The sequence below is a fragment of the Afipia massiliensis genome, from assembly GCF_001006325.2.
GTDB lineage: Bacteria > Pseudomonadota > Alphaproteobacteria > Rhizobiales > Xanthobacteraceae > Afipia > Afipia massiliensis_A.
This window is the reverse complement of record NZ_LBIA02000001.1, coordinates 2,082,559-2,102,140: the sequence shown is the minus strand read 5'-3', so window position 1 is coordinate 2,102,140 and position 19,582 is coordinate 2,082,559. Positions and strand designations below refer to the sequence as shown.

Genomic DNA, 19,582 nt, shown 5'->3' with positions numbered 1-19,582 from the left:
TTGAACAGTTCCAAACTGGCATGGCGAATCTGAGTTCGCCGCATTTCACAGTGCTTGAGCAAAGTTCGGATTCGAAGGGACACCGGAGATCGGTGCCGATCCGGCCGCGCTATCCGACCAGCGCTCCCAGTTCCCGGCGCATCGGCATCACCGGCATCACCGCCTGCACCACCAGACCGCGGGCGCGCGCATCAAGGACACCGACAGCACGCAGGGCGAACAGCGTGATCGCCTGCACCGAATCGCGCAGCTTCACCGGATCGTCGATCTCGGCGGATGCCAGCGGCCCGACCAGCGATTCATGCAGCGCTCCGATCAGGGCCGTGGCCGCCAGCGCGATATCCTGCGCCGGCAGGTGCCCTGCCCGCACCGCGGCTTCGATGCGCGCTTCGACCTCAGCCGAAATCTCGCGGCGGCTGGCGACCCGGGTTTCGGTGACATCGACATCGACCGGCTCGGCGAGGATGCCCCAGGCCAGTTTGCGATTCGACACCACATGCACTGCGATGGTGGTCACGGCGGCGGCCAGAGCGGATGACGGCCCGGGTGCCGCGTCGGCCGCACGGCGGATCGCGGTCAATTCGGCGCGCGACACATCGGCGATCAGTTCGGAAATCAGGTCGGCTTTTGAGGGAAAATAGCGATAGACCGTGCCCGCCGCGACATTGGCGCGGGTGGCGACCGGCGCGATCTGGACCGCGGCCATTCCGCCTTCAGCAGCGGCGTCGCGCGCTGCCGCAAGGATCGCATTGCGGCGTGCCGCAAGGCGCTTCACGACCTGATGAGTTCGCCTGTAAACCATTGATGGCGTTCGTCTCCCAAAAAGAAGTGAACACCAGTTCAAAAGCGGAGACAAGCGATTCGGTGCAGCCAGATTCAAATTCGCAGTGCAGCAAAAATTGGGAAATTTCAGCCGCTGAATCCCAGCGCTCGTGCCAGCGCGGCTACCGCCATGCCGGTGATCACCGCGACGAACTCATTGCGCCGGATAATGGTGATTGCGACGGCCGCGCCGATGGCAAACAGGACGACCGCGCCGCCATTGACCGCGACCGGCAGCGATGCTGCGACAATGATCGAGCCCGGCAGCGCATCCAGCATCCGTCGCACGCGCGGGGTGACGTTGACGTAACCCATCAGCCAGTAGCCGCCGAGACGCGAAGCGACCGTCACCGCCGTCATCACGGCGAATGCGATCATCACATCGGAGCGCATGAACTCGCTCATGCAGCCTCGCCGTGTTGCGGGGCTTGTGTGTCGCCGGTGGGCGGGTCGTCCATCAATCCGGCGCAGATCGCACCCGACACAGCGCCTGCAATGATGAACCACCAGCCCGGCATCAGCCAGTGCACGGCGAGCGCCACCGCACCCGACACCGCCCACGGGATCGCTCGCCGCGGACCTTTCCAGGCCGGTACCAGCATCGCCGCATAAAACGCCGGCACCACGAGATCGACGCCGTATTTCTTCGGGTCGCTCAATTGCCCGGCGAGCAGATATCCCGGCAGCGACGACACAAACCAGAGAACGTAAAGCACGACGCCGCCGCTGACGAAGAACGATGCGTCGGCCCCGCCGTGATTGCGATAGCGCGTGGCGGCGAGCCAGCCGCCGTCGGTGACCAGCAGCATCGACGGATAGGACTGCCACGCCGGCAGCGTGCCGAACCAGGGGCGGAGACTGGCGCTCATCAGGGCGAAGCGGATGTTGACGGTCAGGGTCAGCAGCGCCAGCGTTGCGATCGACGACACCGTCAGCGTATCCGGCCAGGATGACACCGCGACGAACTGCGACAGCCCGCCATAGACGAAGGCCATCATCACCTGCACTTCGGTGAGGGTGAAATTCTTCTGCGCGCAAAGTGCGCCGAACGCCATGCCGAAGGCGAGCGTGCCCGGCAGCATCGGTGCGATGGCGACGATGCCCGGCATGATGGCGTTGCGCGACCAGTAGGCCGGCGCATGAAAATGGTCTGGAGTCGTCGGGGTGGTCATCGATTCATCCGCAAGAAGATTTTCTCTGCGTGCGGCGATTGCGGCGAAGGGTCAAGCAATCTGGCTGCCACCTATGTTGGATAAGGGGGCAACTGCAAAAGCCCATGCAGACCGCGCGGAGCGCGGACATAAGTGAAAAGAAAAAGGCCGGTTCACGAACCGGCCTTTCTCAAACGTATCGTCTCGTTCTTTATGCCTGCGGCTGCGGCTCGAGGCCGGCATCCGGACGCGGACGCGGCTTGCCGGCAGGCGGCACCGCCGAGGTGCGCGGACCGGTCGGCTCCAGAACCGATTCGCGGTTCGGCTTCTTGCCGTTCAAAAGATCCGTGATCTCGTCGCCCGACAGGGTCTCGAACTCAAGCAGACCCTTGGCGAGGGTTTCGAGATCGGCGCGCTTCTCGGTGAGAATGCGCGTCGCTTCCTTGTAACCCTCTTCAACGAAGCGGCGGATTTCCTTGTCGATCTTCTGAACGGTCGCCTCGGAGGCATTCTGGGTGCGTGACACCGACATGCCGAGGAACACCTCGTCCTGGTTTTCGCCATAGGACACGGTGCCGAGTTCTTCCGACAGGCCCCAGCGCGTCACCATCATGCGGGCAAGCCGTGTGGCCTGCTCGATGTCGGACGACGCACCCGACGTCACCTTCTCCTTGCCGAAGATCAGTTCTTCCGCGACGCGGCCACCCATCATGATGGCGAGACGCGAGGTCATCTGTTCGAGCGACATCGACAGCTTGTCGCGCTCCGGCAACTGCATCACCATGCCGAGCGCACGGCCGCGCGGAATGATGGTCGCCTTGTGGATCGGATCGGTCGCGATGACGTTGAGGCCGACGATGGCGTGGCCGCCTTCGTGATAGGCCGTCAGCATCTTCTCTTCCTCGGTCATGACGAGCGACTTGCGCTCCGCGCCCATCATCACCTTGTCCTTGGCCTCTTCGAACTCGGATTGCGTGACCATGCGCTTGTTGCGGCGCGCGGCGGTCAATGCGGCTTCGTTGACGAGGTTCATCAGGTCCGCGCCGGAGAAACCGGGCGTGCCGCGTGCGATGGTCTTGAGGTTGATGTCCGGCGCCAACGGCACCTTGCGGACGTGAACCTTGAGGATCTGCTCGCGGCCGACGACGTCGGGATTCGGCACCACGACCTGACGGTCGAAGCGGCCGGGACGCAGCAGCGCAGGATCGAGCACGTCGGGACGGTTGGTCGCGGCAATGAGGATCACGCCCTCATTGGCTTCGAAGCCATCCATCTCGACCAGCAACTGGTTGAGGGTCTGTTCGCGCTCGTCGTTACCGCCGCCAAGGCCGGCGCCGCGATGACGGCCGACCGCGTCGATTTCGTCGATGAAGATGATGCACGGCGCATTCTTCTTCGCCTGCTCGAACATGTCGCGGACGCGGGATGCACCGACGCCGACGAACATTTCGACGAAGTCGGAACCGGAGATGGTAAAGAACGGCACGTTGGCTTCGCCGGCGACCGCGCGCGCGATCAAGGTTTTGCCGGTGCCCGGAGGTCCGACCAGCAGCACGCCGCGCGGAATCCGTCCGCCGAGGCGCTGATATTTTCCGGGATCGCGCAGGAATTCGACGATTTCCTGCAGATCCTGCTTGGCCTCATCGACACCCGCGACGTCCTCGAACGTCACGCGGCCATGCGCCTCGGTCAGCATCTTGGCGCGGGACTTGCCGAAGCCCATCGCCTTACCTGCGCCGCCCTGCATCTGGCGCGACAGGAAGACCCACACGCCGATCAGCGCGATGAACGGCAACCATGACACCAGCAGCGACACGAACCACGGCACGTTGTCGCCCGGCGGCTTGGCGGTGATCGACACCTTGCCGTCGTACAGGCGCTTGACCAACGTCGGATCGCTCGGCGCATAGGTGTGGAAGGTCGAGCCGTTGGTGAAGGTGCCGTTGATGTCCGGTCCCTGGATGACCACGTCACGGACGCGGTTCTGATCGACCTCGGTCAACAACTGGGAGAATGAAATGTCCTGGGAGGCAGTCCGCTGTCCCGGATTCTGGAAAAGCGTGAATAATGCCAACAGCAGCAAGACGATAATGACCCAGAGGGCGAAATTGCGCAGATTGGCGTTCATTGGGCTTCCTTCGTGGCCGCATGGATCGCGGCCTGATGTTCTTCTAACAAGTCTTGGGTCTGCAACACGTTTTCGGTGCCGGTTGCATTACAATCTAGGTGCGGGGCCCCCTGATGCCAAGGGAACCTCGCGGGACTATTTAACGCATCTTAATGCCATTCCGGGTGAAATAAGGGCGGTTTGGCGCGGCTGTTTCAACAGTGGTTAAGGCAAACCAGCCCTATTAAAGCAATCCAGCCTTGCGCCGGCCCCGCGGCGGCGCTGGCGCGATCTGGATACGGTTACTCTGGATGCTGATGACAGCACCGGCCAGCGTCTGCTTCAGCCGGATGCGCCCGACGACGGACTTTCCCGCTGTTACAGCCTGATCCATCGCCTGCAGCAGCGCCTCGACCTTGCCGAGTTCGGCCGGTCCTTCGTGACCGACGCGGTTGATCGTGCGCATCAGGAGCCGCACCCGGATTTCGTCGGTCAATGCCGAGAACGCCGCGAGGTCGAACCCTGCCACAGAACTCACTCCATCGATGCTGGCCAGATACCGCTCCGCGCCGTCGGTCATGACATCGAGCGCGGCATTGGCGCGGGCAAGACGCGCCGCCAGACGCACCAGACCGCGCGCATCGGCGCCTTCCGCCGCGAGCGCCGGCATCAGCGCGCGCAATCGCGGCCGCGTGAAGCGCGGATCGTGATTGGTCGGATCGTCGGCGAACGCGACGCCGGCTTTCGCGAGCGTAGCGACGAGCCGCGACTTCGGCACATCCAGAAATGGCCGCGCCAGAACCACGCCATCGCGATCCGATTGCCGCGCCATCGCCGCCAGTCCGGCGATGCCGCTGCCGCGCGACAGCCGCATGATGACGGTCTCGGCCTGATCGTCCCGGGTATGGGCGGTGAAGACATGCGATGCTCCGCAACTCCGCGCGGCACGCGCAAGCAATCGATAGCGCGCCTCTCGCGCCGCCGACGGCAATCCGGTTTTCGGCTTTTCGCCCCGCCACCGCAGCGTCCGGTGTTCGACATCCAGCGCCTTGGCGAGTTGCCTGACGTCGCGCGCCTCGCGCGCAGCCTCCTTGCGCAGGCCGTGATCGACCGTGACCGCAACGAGACGCGGACCTTTTTTCAGCGCGCGCCGCCAGCGCGCGGCGAGCCACATCAAGGCCAGCGAATCCGGACCGCCGGAGACCGCCAGCACAAGCGCCGGCGCGCTCCTCCATTCGAAAAACAGGTTCCGGGCTTCGGCAGCGCTGACGATGGGAGATTCTTCTGGCCTGGGCATGATATTCGTCCGGACGTCCGGATTTGTTTAGCGGGATCATGCCCCAAAAACGGTGCGAAGTCGCTCGGGCCGTTTCGAAACTTATAAACTCGTCATGCCCGCGCTTGTCGCGGGCATCCACGTCTTACTTGCTGGCGTTGCAAAGACGTGGATGGCCGGGACGACGCCCGGCCATGACGAAAATACTCCATCCCTTGAAGGCGGATTATCCTCAGCAGCCAACGCGCTTTTGCTCGCGGCCGACGCCCTGCTTCACCCCGTTCGAGGCACGGGGATATTTCCGGGTGATTTCACCGAACGCGGCGCAGGCGGCTTCCTTTTCCTTGAGTGCCGCAAGCGACTGGCCAAGACGCAACAGCGAGTCCGGCGCTTTCGCCGAGGTGTCGTACTTCGTGGTCACGCCAAGAAACACTTCGGCCGCGTCGCGATACTTCTGCCGCTGGTAGAGGCTCTCGCCGAGCCAGTATTGCGAATCCGGCAACAGCGCATCGGTCGGATATTTCTGGGCGAAATTCCGCAGCGTCTCTTCGGCGAGCGCGTAGTCCTTGCGCTGGATGTAGCCGATACCGAGATCGAACTCGTCGCGCGGCGTCGCCGACGGCGGCAACGTTGTGAGAGATGCCGTCGTGTTCGGAGCCGGCAGCACCGGGCGTTGCTGGACCGGCGCACGGTTGGGATCACGCGAATTGCCGACATTCGACAGATCGAGCGGTTCGCCTGCATCACGGCCGCCCGGCGCACCGATCGGACCTTCGGCCAGCGGCGCCTGACCTCCGCCGAGCGCGCGCGGCACACCCGGCGCACTGGGGTTCTTGCTCGGATCGAAAGCATCGCCACGACGACCACTGCTGGCGACGGGCGCCGCAATTACCGCAGGCGCCGGACCGCTGGCGGGCGGCGGCTGATAACCGGGATTTGGCTGATACCCTGCATTGGGCTGAGGCTGCGGCGCGACAGCGACGTTTGGCGCTACGGGTCGCGGCGCGGCGGCCTGACCAGGCTGCGCCGGTTGTCCGCCCTGGAGCGCCCGCAACTGCTCCTCGAGCTGGCGGTTGCGGTACTGCAATTCCTCGTTCTGTCCGGTCAGCGTGCGCAGCTGGTTTTCCAGCCGCTCGATGCGGAGTTCAGGATCAATGTCCTGCTGGGCGGACGCGCCGGCAGACAGCCACACGGGAGCGGACGCGAGCACCGCACAGACGAGAATTTGAAATCTGGATGACATTTTGACCCGGCGAATAAAGCGGTTTCGCGAACAACATTGTCGGTTTCAGTACGCCAAAAATGTGGCTGACGACAGGGCCGACAAAACAAAAACGGCGCCCGCAGGCGCCGTTTTCAAAGGGCTCTCAACGACGTTCCTACGAACTGGCGTTCAGCACGGTCACGGCGCGGCGGTTCTGCGACCAGCACGAGATGTCATTACAGACCGCGACCGGACGTTCCTTGCCGTAGGAGATCGTCCGCATGCGGCCGGGATCGATGCCGCGCGACGCGAGGAAGCTGCGAACCGACTGCGCGCGCTTTGCGCCGAGCGCGATGTTGTACTCGCGGGTGCCGCGCTCGTCGGCGTGACCTTCGATCGTGAAGGCATAGCGGTTGTACTGCTGCAGCCACTGCGCCTGCTTGTCGAGGGTCGCGATGGCCTGCGGCGACAGTTCGGTCTGATCGCTCTCGAAGAACACGCGGTCGCCGACATTGACCACGAAATCCTGCTGGCTGCCCGGCACCGCCGCGCTCGCCATGGCATCGCCGCCGACTCCGGTTTTGTTGGCGCAAGCGCCCATTGAAAGCGCCACAGCCAAGACCGCAGCCAGCTTCAATCCCTGGAGGATACGCATCTGATGTTTCATTCCGGAGCCTCCACGCTCTGGTTAGTAAAGGACTGGTCCGGTCTACAGCGGCTTGGTTAAGCGAACGTTCCGTCAACCTTGATGAGGCGTTGCCGGACACGCTCAAATGCCACACATCCGGCAAAACCGATGCCGATGGTTAATGCGGGATGAATATGGCGCGACGGTGAATGCGCCAGGCAAAAAGGGCCCCAGCCACTGGCTGGAGCCCTTTATTTGATAGGGATTCCGGCTGTTTCGCGGAAATCTCCTGCTGGAGACGCCTCAGGCCCGCGGGGCGATGGTCGCCTGCGCGAACGGAAACTGCGGCAGGGTGAGAACCGGTGCGGCTTCCATCGGCGACTGGCTGCGCTCGAACAGCTTGCGCCGCTCGAAGAAGCTTGAGCGGAAATAGGGATAGCGCTCGTAAACCCGTTCGCGCATCGCCGGATAATCGACCGCCATCAGACAGATTGGCTTGGTGAGACTGGGATAGTCCCGCGGCTCGCTGATCGACTTGTGCAGGAACACGCGGCGGTAGAATGCCTGATGCTCGGCGCGAACGCTCGCCAGTCCGATATCCGCCGCAAAATACTCGCAGGCCATATAGGCAAGGCGCAGCGTGATGTAGGGCAACTCGGGGCAGCGAGCTTCACGATCGGGGTCCGCAACGAACCGCGTCGGATCCACCAGCACACGCCCCTTGTCGATTTCGGGCTCGAGCAAATCGGGAAATACCCCAAGCGACGGACAGGTCGGCATTTCCGGCGAGGACACGGTGATCCTCAGCGAGCTCATCAACACGCCATCGCGGTACACACCGAAGTTCCAGGAGTTCGGAAGCTCGTCGTACTGGTCCTGAACCATCTGCGCTGCGTTGGGCTCGATCGTCCCTTCGCGCAGGTAGGCGCGATAACGCAGACGATAGACCTGTTCTTTGTCGGCTTGGGTTTCGGCAAGTTTATAATCAACGGCTTCGAGCGGATAGCTTAACCGTTCCGACGAACGGCCGGTCGTTCGGACAGCAGAGACCATTTTCGATGCTCCGACGAGCGATACGACAGTACCGCGCCACATGAACAGAGGTTAATACCTTCTTAACAAAATCGCAAAGTGTTGCAGGAGTTAACCTTAACCCGTGTCAACGATCAAAGCTGTTACCTGCATTGCGGCCATGTCGGATGAAGAAGGCGTGTGGATCGCCGGGGCGAATATCAGCGCAATGTCTGCCGCAGCGGAATGACACCCTTAGTCGAGGCACCGTGCGATGCCTTCAACAGCTCACGCACGCGGGGCGCAGGAACCGGACGACTGAACAGGAAGCCCTGCGCTTCGGTGACCGTTCCTTCGGCGCTGATGAGTTCGAGCTGCTCGTTGGTTTCGATGCCCTCGACGACGACCGACATGCCGAGATCTGCGCTGAGGCGTGCGACGCCGCGCAGCAGCGTCAACGGCCGATGGCTACTGCCGATATCTTCGAGGAACGAGCGGTCGATCTTCACCTTCTGAAGCGGGAAGTTATGCAGATAGCTCAGGCTCGAGTATCCGGTGCCGAAATCGTCGAGCGAAATGCGAACCCCCGCCTCGCGCAGTTGCGACAGCACGTCGAGGGTCCATTGCGTGTTTCGCAACAACGATGACTCGGTGATTTCAATTTCCAGCCGATGCGCCGGCAGGCCGGACACCTCGAGCGCATAGCGCACCTCGGTCATGACGTCGCGTTGATGGAATTGCTGCGGCGAGAAATTGACCGCGACGCTGACCGGATCCGGCCACTTCATGCATTCCATGCAGGCCTTGCGCAGAATCCATCGGCCGAGGTCCACGACAAGGCCCATGTCCTCGACAACCGGAATGATGTCGGCCGGGGAAACCGCGCCGCGCGTCGGATGATTCCAGCGCAGCAGCGCTTCGCAGGTCGAAATGCGGCCCGATTTGAGATTGACCAGCGGCTGATAGTACAGCTCGAACTCCTCATGCGCGAGCGCATGACGCAGATCCAGTTCAAGCACGCGCCGCGTTTCGACGGTGTGCGCCATCTCATCGCGGAAGAAGCAGTAGGTGCCGCGGCCATCGGCCTTGGCGCGATACAGCGCCATGTCGGCGTTCTTCAACAGAACGTCGACGCTGGCATCGGGCGACGTCATCGCGATGCCGATGCTGGCGCCGATCTCGACCAGATGATGATCGATCTCGTAGCGCTCGCTGAGACGCTCGACGATTCTGCGCGCCAGCGATGCGGCATCCTCCGTGGACTGAAGCCCGCGCTGGAACACAACGAATTCATCGCCGCCGAACCGCGCCACGAAATCCTCAGGCCGCAGCAGCCGCCGAAGTCGCGCCGTGACCGCGCACAGCAGCTTGTCGCCGCTCGGATGGCCGAGCGTATCGTTGACCTGCTTGAACTGATCGAGATCGATGAACAGCAGCGCGGACAGCCCATTGCCGGACGCCAGCATCTGCCCGATTTCGTCGCGGAAATGCACGCGGTTGGGCAGTCCCGTCAATTCGTCGAAACGCGCCATGTGACCGATCCTGGCCTCGGCATTCCGGCGCGCGGTAATGTCCTCCACCAGGACAACGGTGCCGCCGTCCACCATCGGCTGGAAGGTCCACGCCAGCGCATGCTCCTCGGAGCCCGTGGAGTACAGCGTGACGACCTCGGCCTTTTGGCTCTTTCCAGTCTGGGAAATGATCGCGTCGGCGCTGGCCGCGGTGACGGTGCCGGCCTTTAGACAGGCCGCGACGACATCGGCAGCGGACGCCCCGGACCTGATGAGATCGACTTTCAAACCCATCATGTCGTTGAAGCGATAGTTCATAACGGCAAGCCGGCCAGTTGCATCAAACATGCAAAGACCATGCGGCATGTTGTTCAGCGCGGTATCGAACTGCGCGGCAATCGCCGCCTCGCGTTCGCTGGCCTCCAGCGCCTTCACGAAAATCGAGTGCAGGCTCAGGTTGATGTCCTTCAACCCGAGGAAAAACAGCACCAGCAGGCCCGCCAGCCCGATATGGTAAGGATCGCCATGGACGGCGAGCGCGAGGGACATCGGCCCGCAGGACAGCAGGATATGGAGCTGGACGATACGCGGGCGGCCGTAATTGCGCGCAGCGCCGCCGCCGGTATAGGCGATGGTCACCGTCGTACAGAGCATGTGGGCGATCGGATCGTCAGTGCCGAGCAGCACCACCGCGCACCAGAGTCCAAGCACGCCGGCGTAGAGCATCGCGCCGACCATGTAACGCGGTTCAAAATCGGCGGCCTGTTCGGGGGTAAGAACCGTGGTGCGCTTCTCGTATTTGCGCATCTGGATCGCGCGCGCGATACCGATGGTCATGATCAGCAGTGCGCACGGCCAGATCGGAGCGTAGCCGGTCTTGAGCGCCGTCATCAAAGCCGCGGCGGCGGCACAGATAGCCCCGAACAGCATCGGCCAGGAATTCTGGCACATCGAATCGACCAGCGCCGCGTAGATTCGCGGTGGAAGTTCTTCCCGATTGATCGGTCGTGGTTTGATCAGTTGCATAGGGGCGCGCGCACGTCCTTTTGAACGCACAGCTTTACCCGCCGCAGATGAAGTCTTTCTGAGCGAACATCGTTACCGATACGTTGCCGCGCTCGGTGAAGAAACGAAATCTGCCTGCAAATTCATCAAAGTAGGCAAGGGTTGCCGACCGAAGCGGCGAACCCGACGTCCGTTAACGCTTCATTTACGATAGCAGCGGCGACCAGGCCGGATCGGATGCGAAGCCGGGCGTCGGCACCTTCTGCTCGTTGCGGCCGGAAATATCCACGGTGTAGAGCGACGGCCCGCCGCCCGCTTCACGGAAGAACATCACCACGCGGCCATTCGGCGCAAAGGTCGGCCCTTCATTGTGGTAACCCGAGGTGAGGATGCGTTCGCCCGAACCGTCCGGCTTCATGATGCCGATGGAGAACTGGCCGCCGCCCTGCTTGGTGAAGGCGATGTAGTCGCCGCGCGGCGACCATACCGGCGTCGAATAGCTACCCTCGCCGAAGGAAATGCGCTGCGCCGCACCTCCCCCCGCGCCCATCACATAGATCTGAGGCTTGCCGCCGCGATCGGACTCGAAACAGATCCGCCCGCCATCAGGCGCATAGGACGGCGACGTGTCGATCGCCGGGGTGTCGGTCAATCGCGTCATCGACTTGGAGCGCAGGTCCATCACGAACAGGTTCGAGTTGCCGCCCTGCTGCATGCTCATGACGATACGCTGGCCGTCAGGCGAGAACCGCGGCGAGAACGACATGCCGGGGAAGTTGCCGACGATCTCGCGCTGACCGGTTTCGACGTTGAACAGATAAACGCGTGGATCACCCTTGCCGAATTCCATGTAGGTGATTTCCTGCGTGGACGGCGAGAACCGCGGCGTCAGCACGAGATCCGCGCCACGGGTGAGATAACGCACGTTGGCGCCGTCCTGATCCATCATCGCAAGCCGCTTGACCCGGCGGTCCTTCGGACCGGTCTCGTCGACGAACACGACGCGGCTGTCGAAGTAACCCTTTTCGCCGGTGAGACGTTCGTAAATCTGGTCAGAGATGATGTGCGCGATGCGACGCCAGGATTCCGGCGACGTGAAATACTGCTGGCCGGTGAGCTGCTGCGCCTGTGGAACGTCCCACAGCCGGAATTCAGCCTTGAGGCGGCCGTCGCCCTGCCGCGTGGCGCGGCCGGTGACCAGCGCCTGCGCATTGATCTGCCGCCAGCTCGCAAACTGCGGCGGCACGTCGATATTGGAAATGCGTTCGATGAACGCAGCCTGATCGATTGGCGCGAACAGTCCGCTGCGCTTCAGATTGTTGGTGATGACCTGCGCGATGCCGGCCGCGACTTCGCCGTCGCCCTGCGAGCCGGGAACGAAGTTCGGGATCGCAATCGGAATCGGCTGGAAGTTGCCTTCGGTGACGGTGACGCGCGCCTGCGCCAGCGCCTTGCTGACCGGCATCGCCAGCAGCAGGCCGGCGGAAGCGACACCCGACATCACCTGACGGCGTGAAAGTTTCAAAGGGGCTGCCGCAATCATCGCCTGTAACCTGGCCTGCAACTCGTCCGGATCTTCGTTATTCAAGTCTCGCATGCTATCCAAACTTCATTCTGGCGATGTCGCCGTTTAATTTGCCATGACCTGTTCCGAAAACCGGCTTCCACTTTTCGGGGGCATGTCTGGGATTTTTCGTATCACGAAAATTTTTCGGTAAATGCCGGTTCGAAGAATTTCCACTCGTCGAAATAGGCCGCAGGCAGATTATACGGCTGGCACTCGATGATCGCGCGCTGCGCGCTCTCCTGATAAACGCGGAAATACGGGCTTGATCCGCCCGGCAACGGCACCGGCATGGCTTCCAGCGTGCCGTCACGCTTCAGCTTGATGGTGAAGACAGCCTCGACCTTCTGCGCCTCGACGCCGCCGTACGGCTTCTTCCAGCACCGCTCCACCTGCTGACGGAACATCGCGCCCCAGGTCGCGGAGTTGTCGGCGGCCTTGCCCCTGGCCGTGCCGAGTGCGGCCTGCGAATTCAACGCTGCGCCGGTGATGGATTCGCGCGACGGATCGCGTTTGTCGAGCAGGGCTGCGATCTTCGACTGATCGAAGGTGCGCTCGGCCTTCTGCTTTTGCGGCTCAGGCGGCGTGGCCTTGGCCTGAGGCTTCGGCGGCGGCGGCTTCTTGCTTTCGTCCTTCTTCAGCGCCTCGGCGATCGGATCAACCTTCGGCTGCTCGATTTTTTTCTCGGCCGGCTTCGGCTCGTCTTTCGGCTTGTGCTCGACCACAGGCTTCGGCGGATCGGGCTTTTTCTCGACCGGCTTTTCCTCAGGCTTGGGTGTGGGCGGCGGCGCCGCCTCGGTGACGACCGGCGGCTTCTTGTCGTCGATCTTGCCCACAGCGTCATCCACCGGCGGTTTGGGCTCGGCGACCTTCTCCACCATCGGCTTCGGATTTTCCTTCTTGCCGGTTTTCATGCCCGCCATCGCCTTGGCGAACTGGTCGGCGGAAATGATGTCAACCGGAACCGAATCCTCCGGCATCGACTCGTAGGCCCTGGTCGAGAACGAGACCATGCCCCAGCCGATCACCAGGGCATGCAAAGCGACAGACGCTGCTACGGTCTTGTCGATCTTCACGTCAGTTTCCCTGCTCGACCTCGGTCACCAGAGCTACGCGCTTGAACCCTGCGGCGGACAGGCGTCCCATCACGCGCATCACCGTACCGTAATCCACCTTTGTGTCGCCGCGAACAAAGATACGTTCATCCAGGCCGCCACGCGCCTGGGTAACAGCGGTCAATTTCGGCACCAGTTCGTTCATCGGGATCTCGGTGTTGTTGAGAAACACCTTGCCGGTGAGTTGCACCGAGAGGGTCAGCGGCTCCTTGTCCTGATCGAGGCTCTTGGCCGCGGTCTGCGGCAGATCGAGCGGCACGCCGACCGTCAGCAACGGCGCCGACACCATGAAGATGATGAGCAGCACCAGCATCACGTCCACCATGGGCGTGACGTTGATCTCGGCCATGACGTTGGCGCGGCGGTAGTGACGGCGTCCACCACCGCTCGAACCGCCCCCGATGCTCATGCCCATGTCGAATATCCCAAGCCGTAGTTCAAGCCGCTCACCTTCACGCGCGCTCGTCGATCTGGCGCGACAGGATCGCCGAAAACTCGTCGGCGAACCCTTCAAGCCGCTGGGCCTGCCGGTTCACCTCCGAGGTGAACTTATTGTAGAAAATTGTCGCCGGAATTGCGGCGATCAGGCCGATGGCGGTGGCAAATAGCGCCTCGGCGATGCCGGGGGCGACCACTGCAAGCGAGGTGTTTTTCGAGGCGGCAATGGACTGGAAGCTCGACATGATGCCCCAGACGGTGCCGAACAGGCCGACGAACGGGCTTGCGGAGCCGACCGTCGCCAGCACCAGCAACCGCCGGTCCAGCCGCTCGACCTCGCGGGCGATCGACACGCTCATCACCTTGTCGATCCGCATCTGCAGACCTGCAAAGGAGCGCGACTGGCTCTCGAACGAGCGCTTCCACTCGCGCATCGCGGCCACGAACAGAGCCGCCATCGATTGCGTCGGCTTCGCGGCCAGCGCGCGGTACAGTTCGTCAATCGACTGACCCGACCAGAATGCCTGCTCGAAGCGGTCCATGGCCTTCTTGGTGCGCGCGTAAAGCAGCATTTTGTCGATCGCGATGGCCCACACCCACACCGAACAGGCCAGCAGGCCGAGCATGATCGTTTTGACGACGAAGTGCGCATGCCAGAACAGCGAGATCAGCGACACGTCAGCGGATGCCAACGGCAAGGCCGACTGCGCTACGTCTGCTGGATTCATGATCGGTATCCTCTCAAGGCGATTGTCCTGTTTCACGCGCGAACGGCGGCTGGTCATGGCCGCCGCCAAGCGACGACCGTCGCAGCGAAAACGCTAACGCTGCCGATCGCCCCGTTCCGGTCTCGTGTCGCGTGGGATGGCCTGTCCCAAGGCCGGGTCCTGAATCCCCTGCTAACGTGTCAAAACGAGGGCTGTCAGCCCATATAACCAAACGCTAATCAGGGTTAAGGCGGAGTTACCGCTGGCCATTCAAGGCCCGAAAATGCCCTCGAAACCAGCCCTGTAGCGCAGCGGGACGGCCGGTTCCGGCCCGGATCATGGCGAGGGCGCGGCAGTGCCCCGCAGCCGCCGCACCAGCGGTTTGAGCAGTTGCGGAGAGACGTAAATCGGGAACTGGGCCAGCGCGAAGTACAGCCAGGACGCCGAGCTGTGGAACGGCGATGCCGATGAAAACCAGCGCCGCAATTGCGCGCGCGCCCTGACGGCCAAGCCAGGCGAGCGCCGCCACAGGCAAGGCAAATGAATGCTGCATAGTCGCAGGCATGATCTCTCCGAAGGGCCGCGCCCCCACTGAAGGGCCGAAACTGATGGACTATGACAGGCGGATTGAGAGGCGATGTACGCCCGTGTTGCGCACTCTGCACTCAGCGCACGAGGTCAAAGCGCCACGGCAAATCGCCATGTGCCGTTGCATGAGACGGATCGCCACCAGCGGCCGCGGATAGATGTTATCCGCGTGATCATCCCTCATTCATACGTATCCGGCCCTTGCTGACAACCGGAAACGCTATGAGCAAAGTTTTGCGGGCATTCCATGCGGCTAAGACCCCGAACAGAAGCCGACCTCGTTGCGGAAACAGGAAGGGCCGGTAGGCCCTTCCTGTTCTGGTCAGATGTTCACGTGATAGCAAATGTAGATGCCGTTGATGACACCGCAGATCCGGATACAACCTTTGGGCTCGTATGCCGAAACATGAAACTGAGCGTCGATCGAAACGCTTTCGGCGCTTTTTTCGCCGAGCTTCGCAATTCCAGCATTCATCACTTGTTCAGCCAGCGCCCGTGCCCAGGACTCGGGCGTATGGAGCGTGGCTTTATGGTCGTCGAGGTACTTTTTGGAAACAGGCATAATGAAATCTCCAAATACCATAGAACCGCAAATACGCGGTAAAGTTGTAATTACCCGAACAATCTAAAATATACAACCATTAGTTGTGAATCCAATCGCACGCCAAAAGTCTGGCCTCCGGGAATCCGTCCAGTGCTGATGTCGCTCATTGTCCTGTCGAATCTGGTACCGCTGCTGGGAATCCTGTTCTGGGGCTGGGACACGTTCGTGCTGCTGTGTCTCTATTGCCTGGAGACCGCGGCGATCGGATTCTGGACTATTGCGCGGGTCGCGACGATGTCCCGCGATCCGGGCTCGGTCGCGGGACGCAGCATTGCCGGCACGCTTGCGCTGGCGGGATTCTTTACTGTGCATGCCGGGCTGTTCATGACCGTGCACATGCTGTTCATCTACACGCTGTTCGCGGGCCCGTGGGCCGGGCGCATTCACGATGCGCGGGATTTCATCAGCCTGATCGTGATCGGCAAGGATTTGTGGATTCCGCTGCTAGCGCTGTTCGTGGGTCAAGGCGCGATCTTCATCAACGACGCGGTAAACCGTTTCGTGTTCGCGAAGGCGCCGCTGACCGGCGCCGACACCGGCGCGATCATGGGCGGCTTCTACAAGCGCATCGTGATCATGCATCTGGCGATCATGGGCGGCGCGTTCATCGCGCAAGCGATCGGAACCGCCGCGCCGCTCATTGTGCTGGTGCTGCTCAAGGTCACGATTGAGATCCGCTTTCAGATCAAGGCGCGAAGCATCAAAGCCTGATATCAATTCTGATCGCTTGCCGCTTAACGGCCGTCCCCGCGAAATCGGGGACCCATAACCACCGAACGACTTCCCACCCTGTCATTCCGGGATGCGCCTCTTGGCGCAGGCCCATGACTGCGAAAATCTCCTGAGTGGCTGTGGATTCCGGGTTCGCTCGCTGCGCTCGCGCCCCGGAATGACGGCGGATCAACACCTTCGATGTCGTCCCCGCGCAGGCGGGGACCCATAACCACCGAACGTAGTGATGACGGCGAAAAGATAGCTCCAATACCTCCCTCAAATTGATGCCTCAGGGAGTATGGGTCCCGGCCTTCGCAGGGACGACGTGGAGAGATACGAAACAGTCCGCCGCAACATTTCGTGATGAGGATAGCAATCCCCGCGCTCTGAAGCTCTCTTATGTTCGGCGTGTCCTGTTCGCGAGGGGCGCTTCTCGAGGGCGCTTTGAAGCGGAGCAGGATGCGGCGCCTGCGCGCGTGTCTCGCACACACGTCGTCCGGGAGGCTGGGGTCACCGTCCGGGCCAACTACGTGGCTCTGCCGTTCGCGGCTGGACGCGGCGAGGATGAAGGCGGCGAAAGCCGTCCGGATAAGGATGCTCGGCATCTGTCCTCACCCGGAAGCACGGTCCCCTCGCCCAAAATCGCCGCAAGGCGATGCGCTTCCGGAGTTCATCGCCTCGCAGGCGGTGCCGGAAGCGAAACAAGACAAGGTGCGCCTCGCGGCGCTCCATGCCCCTCGTCTTTTTAAAGGGGCGCGAACGAGGCAAGCCTCGCGCGCGCGTTTCAGGGGCAGAACTAAAAGCTCACCTCGCGCGATGCGCGAGAACGATCATGCGTGTCTTTCGTTAGCGCAATGGGGCAAGCCCCACGCGCACGCTGTTTGAAAATTGAATCTGGAAAATGACGATGATGGGCCATGAAGGCACCGGCATACCGTTGTCATGGCCGGACTTGTTCCGGCCATCCCGATTATCGAAGCACCGTGCTCACCTCATCGAGATCACCGGGACATCCCCGATCAAGTCGAGGACAGGCGCCCGGTGATGACAACTGTGAATGCCGCTCAAAAACAAAACCGCCCATCTCTGAGCGAGATGGGCGGTTTCGTTAGCCAGTCAGGAGACCGGGGCCTGTCTTATCCCTGCGGCTGATCGTTCGGCGGCGTCGGGCGCTGCTTGTGCTGCGCCATGAAGGCGTCGAACTCTTCCTTGTCCTTGGCGTGACGCAGGCGATCGAGGAAGTCCTTGAACTCGGTCTGCTCTTCCTCGAGACGGCGCAGCGTCTCCATGCGGTAGTCATCGAAGGCGCGGTTGCCGCTCGACGGCGCGTAGTATCCGCGGCCTTCCATGCGGCTGCGCATCCGCTCCATCTTGTCCTGCATGCGCTCCATCTTGTCGGCCCAGCGGCCGTGACGATCATGAGACCAGCAACCCATGTTTCTGCTCCAGAGTGAGTAAGCGAGAGCGGCCAACCCAAGCGGCCACCAGATGATGAAACCGGCCACGATCAGGAGGATCCGGCCGGGATGAAAACCCGGACGCCAGTCGGGGCGAGATTCGTAGTTGTCGTGACGCGGTCCGGCCCAAGCGGGGCGGCCCCATCGGTCGAGGTGTGCGGTGTTGGCGTTTGCGGGGTTCGCCATAAACGTCCTCCCTGAGTTTCACGCTTCCGTGAATGTAAATAACATTTACATAGATAAAACATCCGGGGATTTTGTCAAGCGGGGCCTCACTCGGGTCCGAAAAATTATTTGGAGGGCGCGGCGTGCCGGTGCTGATCGGTCGGGAACCCGAGCCCCTTGAGATAGATCAGCACGCCCGCTTCCAGGAGATCCTCCGGCGACATCGGCAGCTTGCGCCGCGCCGCATCGCCGCGCCCGAACAGCGACGCGATGCCGTGGGACATCGACCAGATGTGAAGCGCCATCATCATCGCGGGCGGACGCGGTACGCCCGGAGGCGCCATCGCGACCAGCCGTTCAGACGCCGCACGAATGACCGCGAAGGCGCGTTCGCCGGCGAGCAGCAAAGCCGGATTGCTCTCGAGCGGAACGCCCGATTCGAACATTGCCGAGTAATAGGCGGGGTTTTCGCGGGCGAAGGCGAGATAGGCTTTGCCGATGCGCTGGAATGCCGTCGGCGTATCGGGCTGGCCATCGTCCCACGCCGCAGTGAGTTGCGCTTCGAATTGCTCGAAGCCCTGCTGCGCCACACTGGCGAGCAACTCGTCGCGGTCGCGGAAATGGCGATACGGCGCTGCCGGACTGACACCGGCCGACCGGGCGGCTTCGGCGAAGGTGAAACCTGCCGGACCCTTGTTCGCAATCAGATCGAGCGCGGCCTGCACCAGCGCTTCTTTCAGATTGCCGTGATGGTACCCGCCGTCACGACGGCCGCGACCCTTGTTCCAGCTCATTTTGCGTATCTACTCATGTAAACCTCTTTTACATGAGTTGCGCCCAGCCGTCACCAAGCCTTTGTCCCCGCTGGCGAAGGTCCGCAGATCAAATCCACCGTTCCTTTTGCAATGGCTTCCAGCTCGGCGCGCGGCAGGCGGGCCCGCGAGCGGATCGCCAGCGCCTCGACGGTCGACGCCGCGATTTGCGACAGGACCTGCACATTCGCCGTCGGCGGCAGCTCGCCAGTCTCCACCGCAATCTGAAACCGCTTGGCCAGCGTGCGCTGGGTCGAACCCAGCGCCCTCTGCACCAGAGGACGGATCTCCGGATCGGCCATCGCCTCCGATGTCGCCGTCATCACCGTGAAGCAGCCGCGCGGGCCATTTTCACCGGCGAGATAGACATCGAGCGCGATCGCATAGATCCTTTCCAGCATCTGCCGCAGCGTCAGCCCCGGCGCGAAAGCAGGCGCAAAGGTCGCCGCCATTTCGGCGCGGTAACGCTCATAGGCCTTCAGAAACAGCTCACGCTTGTCGCCGAATGTCCCGTAGAGGCTCGGCCGGTTGATGCCCATCGCCTCGCTTAGATCGTCGAGAGAAGTCGCGGCGAAGCCGCCGTCCCTGAACGTGTCCATGGCCTTGCCCAGCGCCACGTCCGGCTCGAAGGCGCGCGGACGCCCGCGCTTTTTCGGCGGATCAACTGCTGGCTTCGGCGGATTCTGCTTTTTTTGTACCATAT

19 protein-coding genes are annotated in these 19,582 nt (G+C 62.3%); 1 reads left to right on the top strand and 18 read right to left on the bottom strand.

Annotation, left to right across the window (positions count from 1 at the left end; all coding sequences use genetic code 11):
* Positions 1-109 precede the first annotated feature (109 nt).
* The 15 genes from YH63_RS09980 to YH63_RS09910 form a co-directional block, all read right to left on the bottom strand.
* On the bottom strand, positions 110-802 hold the full coding sequence (locus YH63_RS09980) for a TetR/AcrR family transcriptional regulator (RefSeq protein ID WP_046827739.1): 693 nt from the start codon (positions 800-802) through the stop codon (positions 110-112).
* Between the two features lie 107 nt (positions 803-909).
* Positions 910-1,227 (bottom strand): AzlD family protein, encoded by a 318-nt coding sequence (locus YH63_RS09975; protein WP_046827740.1) that lies wholly within the window; start codon positions 1,225-1,227, stop codon positions 910-912.
* Complete coding sequence (locus YH63_RS09970) at positions 1,224-1,994, bottom strand: AzlC family ABC transporter permease (protein ID WP_046827741.1); 771 nt, start codon at positions 1,992-1,994, stop codon at positions 1,224-1,226. Before YH63_RS09970 ends, YH63_RS09975 begins: the two co-directional genes overlap by 4 nt.
* Positions 1,995-2,184: 190 nt before the next feature.
* Positions 2,185-4,101 carry an ATP-dependent zinc metalloprotease FtsH gene (gene ftsH, locus YH63_RS09965; protein ID WP_046827742.1) on the bottom strand — a complete coding sequence of 639 codons (1,917 nt, stop codon included), beginning with the start codon at positions 4,099-4,101 and terminating at the stop codon, positions 2,185-2,187.
* A 223-nt stretch (positions 4,102-4,324) separates the two neighbouring features.
* Positions 4,325-5,377: a tRNA lysidine(34) synthetase TilS gene (tilS, locus tag YH63_RS09960; RefSeq protein WP_046827743.1), complete on the bottom strand. Its 1,053-nt coding sequence runs from the start codon at positions 5,375-5,377 to the stop codon at positions 4,325-4,327.
* 211 nt (positions 5,378-5,588) lie between these two features.
* Entirely contained in the window at positions 5,589-6,599 is a 1,011-nt protein-coding gene (ybgF, locus tag YH63_RS09955) for a tol-pal system protein YbgF (protein ID WP_046827744.1), read from the bottom strand.
* A 136-nt stretch (positions 6,600-6,735) separates the two neighbouring features.
* Complete coding sequence (gene pal / locus YH63_RS09950) at positions 6,736-7,227, bottom strand: peptidoglycan-associated lipoprotein Pal (protein ID WP_019195469.1); 492 nt, start codon at positions 7,225-7,227, stop codon at positions 6,736-6,738.
* Between the two features lie 264 nt (positions 7,228-7,491).
* The gene (locus tag YH63_RS09945; RefSeq protein WP_046829618.1) at positions 7,492-8,241 is read right to left on the bottom strand and encodes an N-acyl amino acid synthase FeeM domain-containing protein; all 750 of its coding nucleotides are present in this window, start codon (positions 8,239-8,241) and stop codon (positions 7,492-7,494) included.
* Between the two features lie 179 nt (positions 8,242-8,420).
* Positions 8,421-10,736, bottom strand: a complete 2,316-nt coding sequence (locus YH63_RS09940; RefSeq protein ID WP_046827745.1) for a putative bifunctional diguanylate cyclase/phosphodiesterase — start codon at positions 10,734-10,736, stop codon at positions 8,421-8,423.
* Between the two features lie 184 nt (positions 10,737-10,920).
* Complete coding sequence (gene tolB, locus YH63_RS09935) at positions 10,921-12,258, bottom strand: Tol-Pal system beta propeller repeat protein TolB (RefSeq protein WP_137325301.1); 1,338 nt, start codon at positions 12,256-12,258, stop codon at positions 10,921-10,923.
* A 155-nt stretch (positions 12,259-12,413) separates the two neighbouring features.
* Positions 12,414-13,355 (bottom strand): cell envelope integrity protein TolA, encoded by a 942-nt coding sequence (locus tag YH63_RS09930; protein WP_046827747.1) that lies wholly within the window; start codon positions 13,353-13,355, stop codon positions 12,414-12,416.
* Between the two features lies 1 nt (position 13,356).
* On the bottom strand, positions 13,357-13,809 hold the full coding sequence (gene tolR / locus YH63_RS09925) for a protein TolR (RefSeq protein WP_046827748.1): 453 nt from the start codon (positions 13,807-13,809) through the stop codon (positions 13,357-13,359).
* A gap of 37 nt (positions 13,810-13,846) precedes the next feature.
* Positions 13,847-14,560: a protein TolQ gene (gene tolQ / locus YH63_RS09920; RefSeq protein WP_046829619.1), complete on the bottom strand. Its 714-nt coding sequence runs from the start codon at positions 14,558-14,560 to the stop codon at positions 13,847-13,849.
* Between the two features lie 235 nt (positions 14,561-14,795).
* Positions 14,796-15,104, bottom strand: coding sequence for a hypothetical protein (locus YH63_RS22025; protein WP_083992588.1), 309 nt, complete (start codon positions 15,102-15,104; stop codon positions 14,796-14,798).
* 345 nt (positions 15,105-15,449) lie between these two features.
* Positions 15,450-15,689: a hypothetical protein gene (locus YH63_RS09910; protein ID WP_046827750.1), complete on the bottom strand. Its 240-nt coding sequence runs from the start codon at positions 15,687-15,689 to the stop codon at positions 15,450-15,452.
* A 138-nt stretch (positions 15,690-15,827) separates the two neighbouring features.
* On the opposite strand from YH63_RS09910, the gene YH63_RS09905 reads away from it, so the two are divergent.
* Positions 15,828-16,442: a DUF6498-containing protein gene (locus YH63_RS09905; protein ID WP_046827751.1), complete on the top strand. Its 615-nt coding sequence runs from the start codon at positions 15,828-15,830 to the stop codon at positions 16,440-16,442.
* 1,139 nt (positions 16,443-17,581) lie between these two features.
* On the opposite strand, the gene YH63_RS09895 is transcribed toward YH63_RS09905, so the two are convergent.
* The 3 genes from YH63_RS09895 to YH63_RS09885 form a co-directional block, all read right to left on the bottom strand.
* Positions 17,582-18,088 (bottom strand): DUF2852 domain-containing protein, encoded by a 507-nt coding sequence (locus tag YH63_RS09895; RefSeq protein WP_046827752.1) that lies wholly within the window; start codon positions 18,086-18,088, stop codon positions 17,582-17,584.
* A 104-nt stretch (positions 18,089-18,192) separates the two neighbouring features.
* A complete protein-coding gene (locus YH63_RS09890) occupies positions 18,193-18,861 on the bottom strand; it encodes a TetR/AcrR family transcriptional regulator (protein WP_046827753.1) in 669 nt (222 codons plus the stop codon).
* A 50-nt stretch (positions 18,862-18,911) separates the two neighbouring features.
* Positions 18,912-19,580 (bottom strand): TetR/AcrR family transcriptional regulator, encoded by a 669-nt coding sequence (locus tag YH63_RS09885; protein ID WP_046827754.1) that lies wholly within the window; start codon positions 19,578-19,580, stop codon positions 18,912-18,914.
* Between the last annotated feature and the right edge of the window lie 2 nt (positions 19,581-19,582).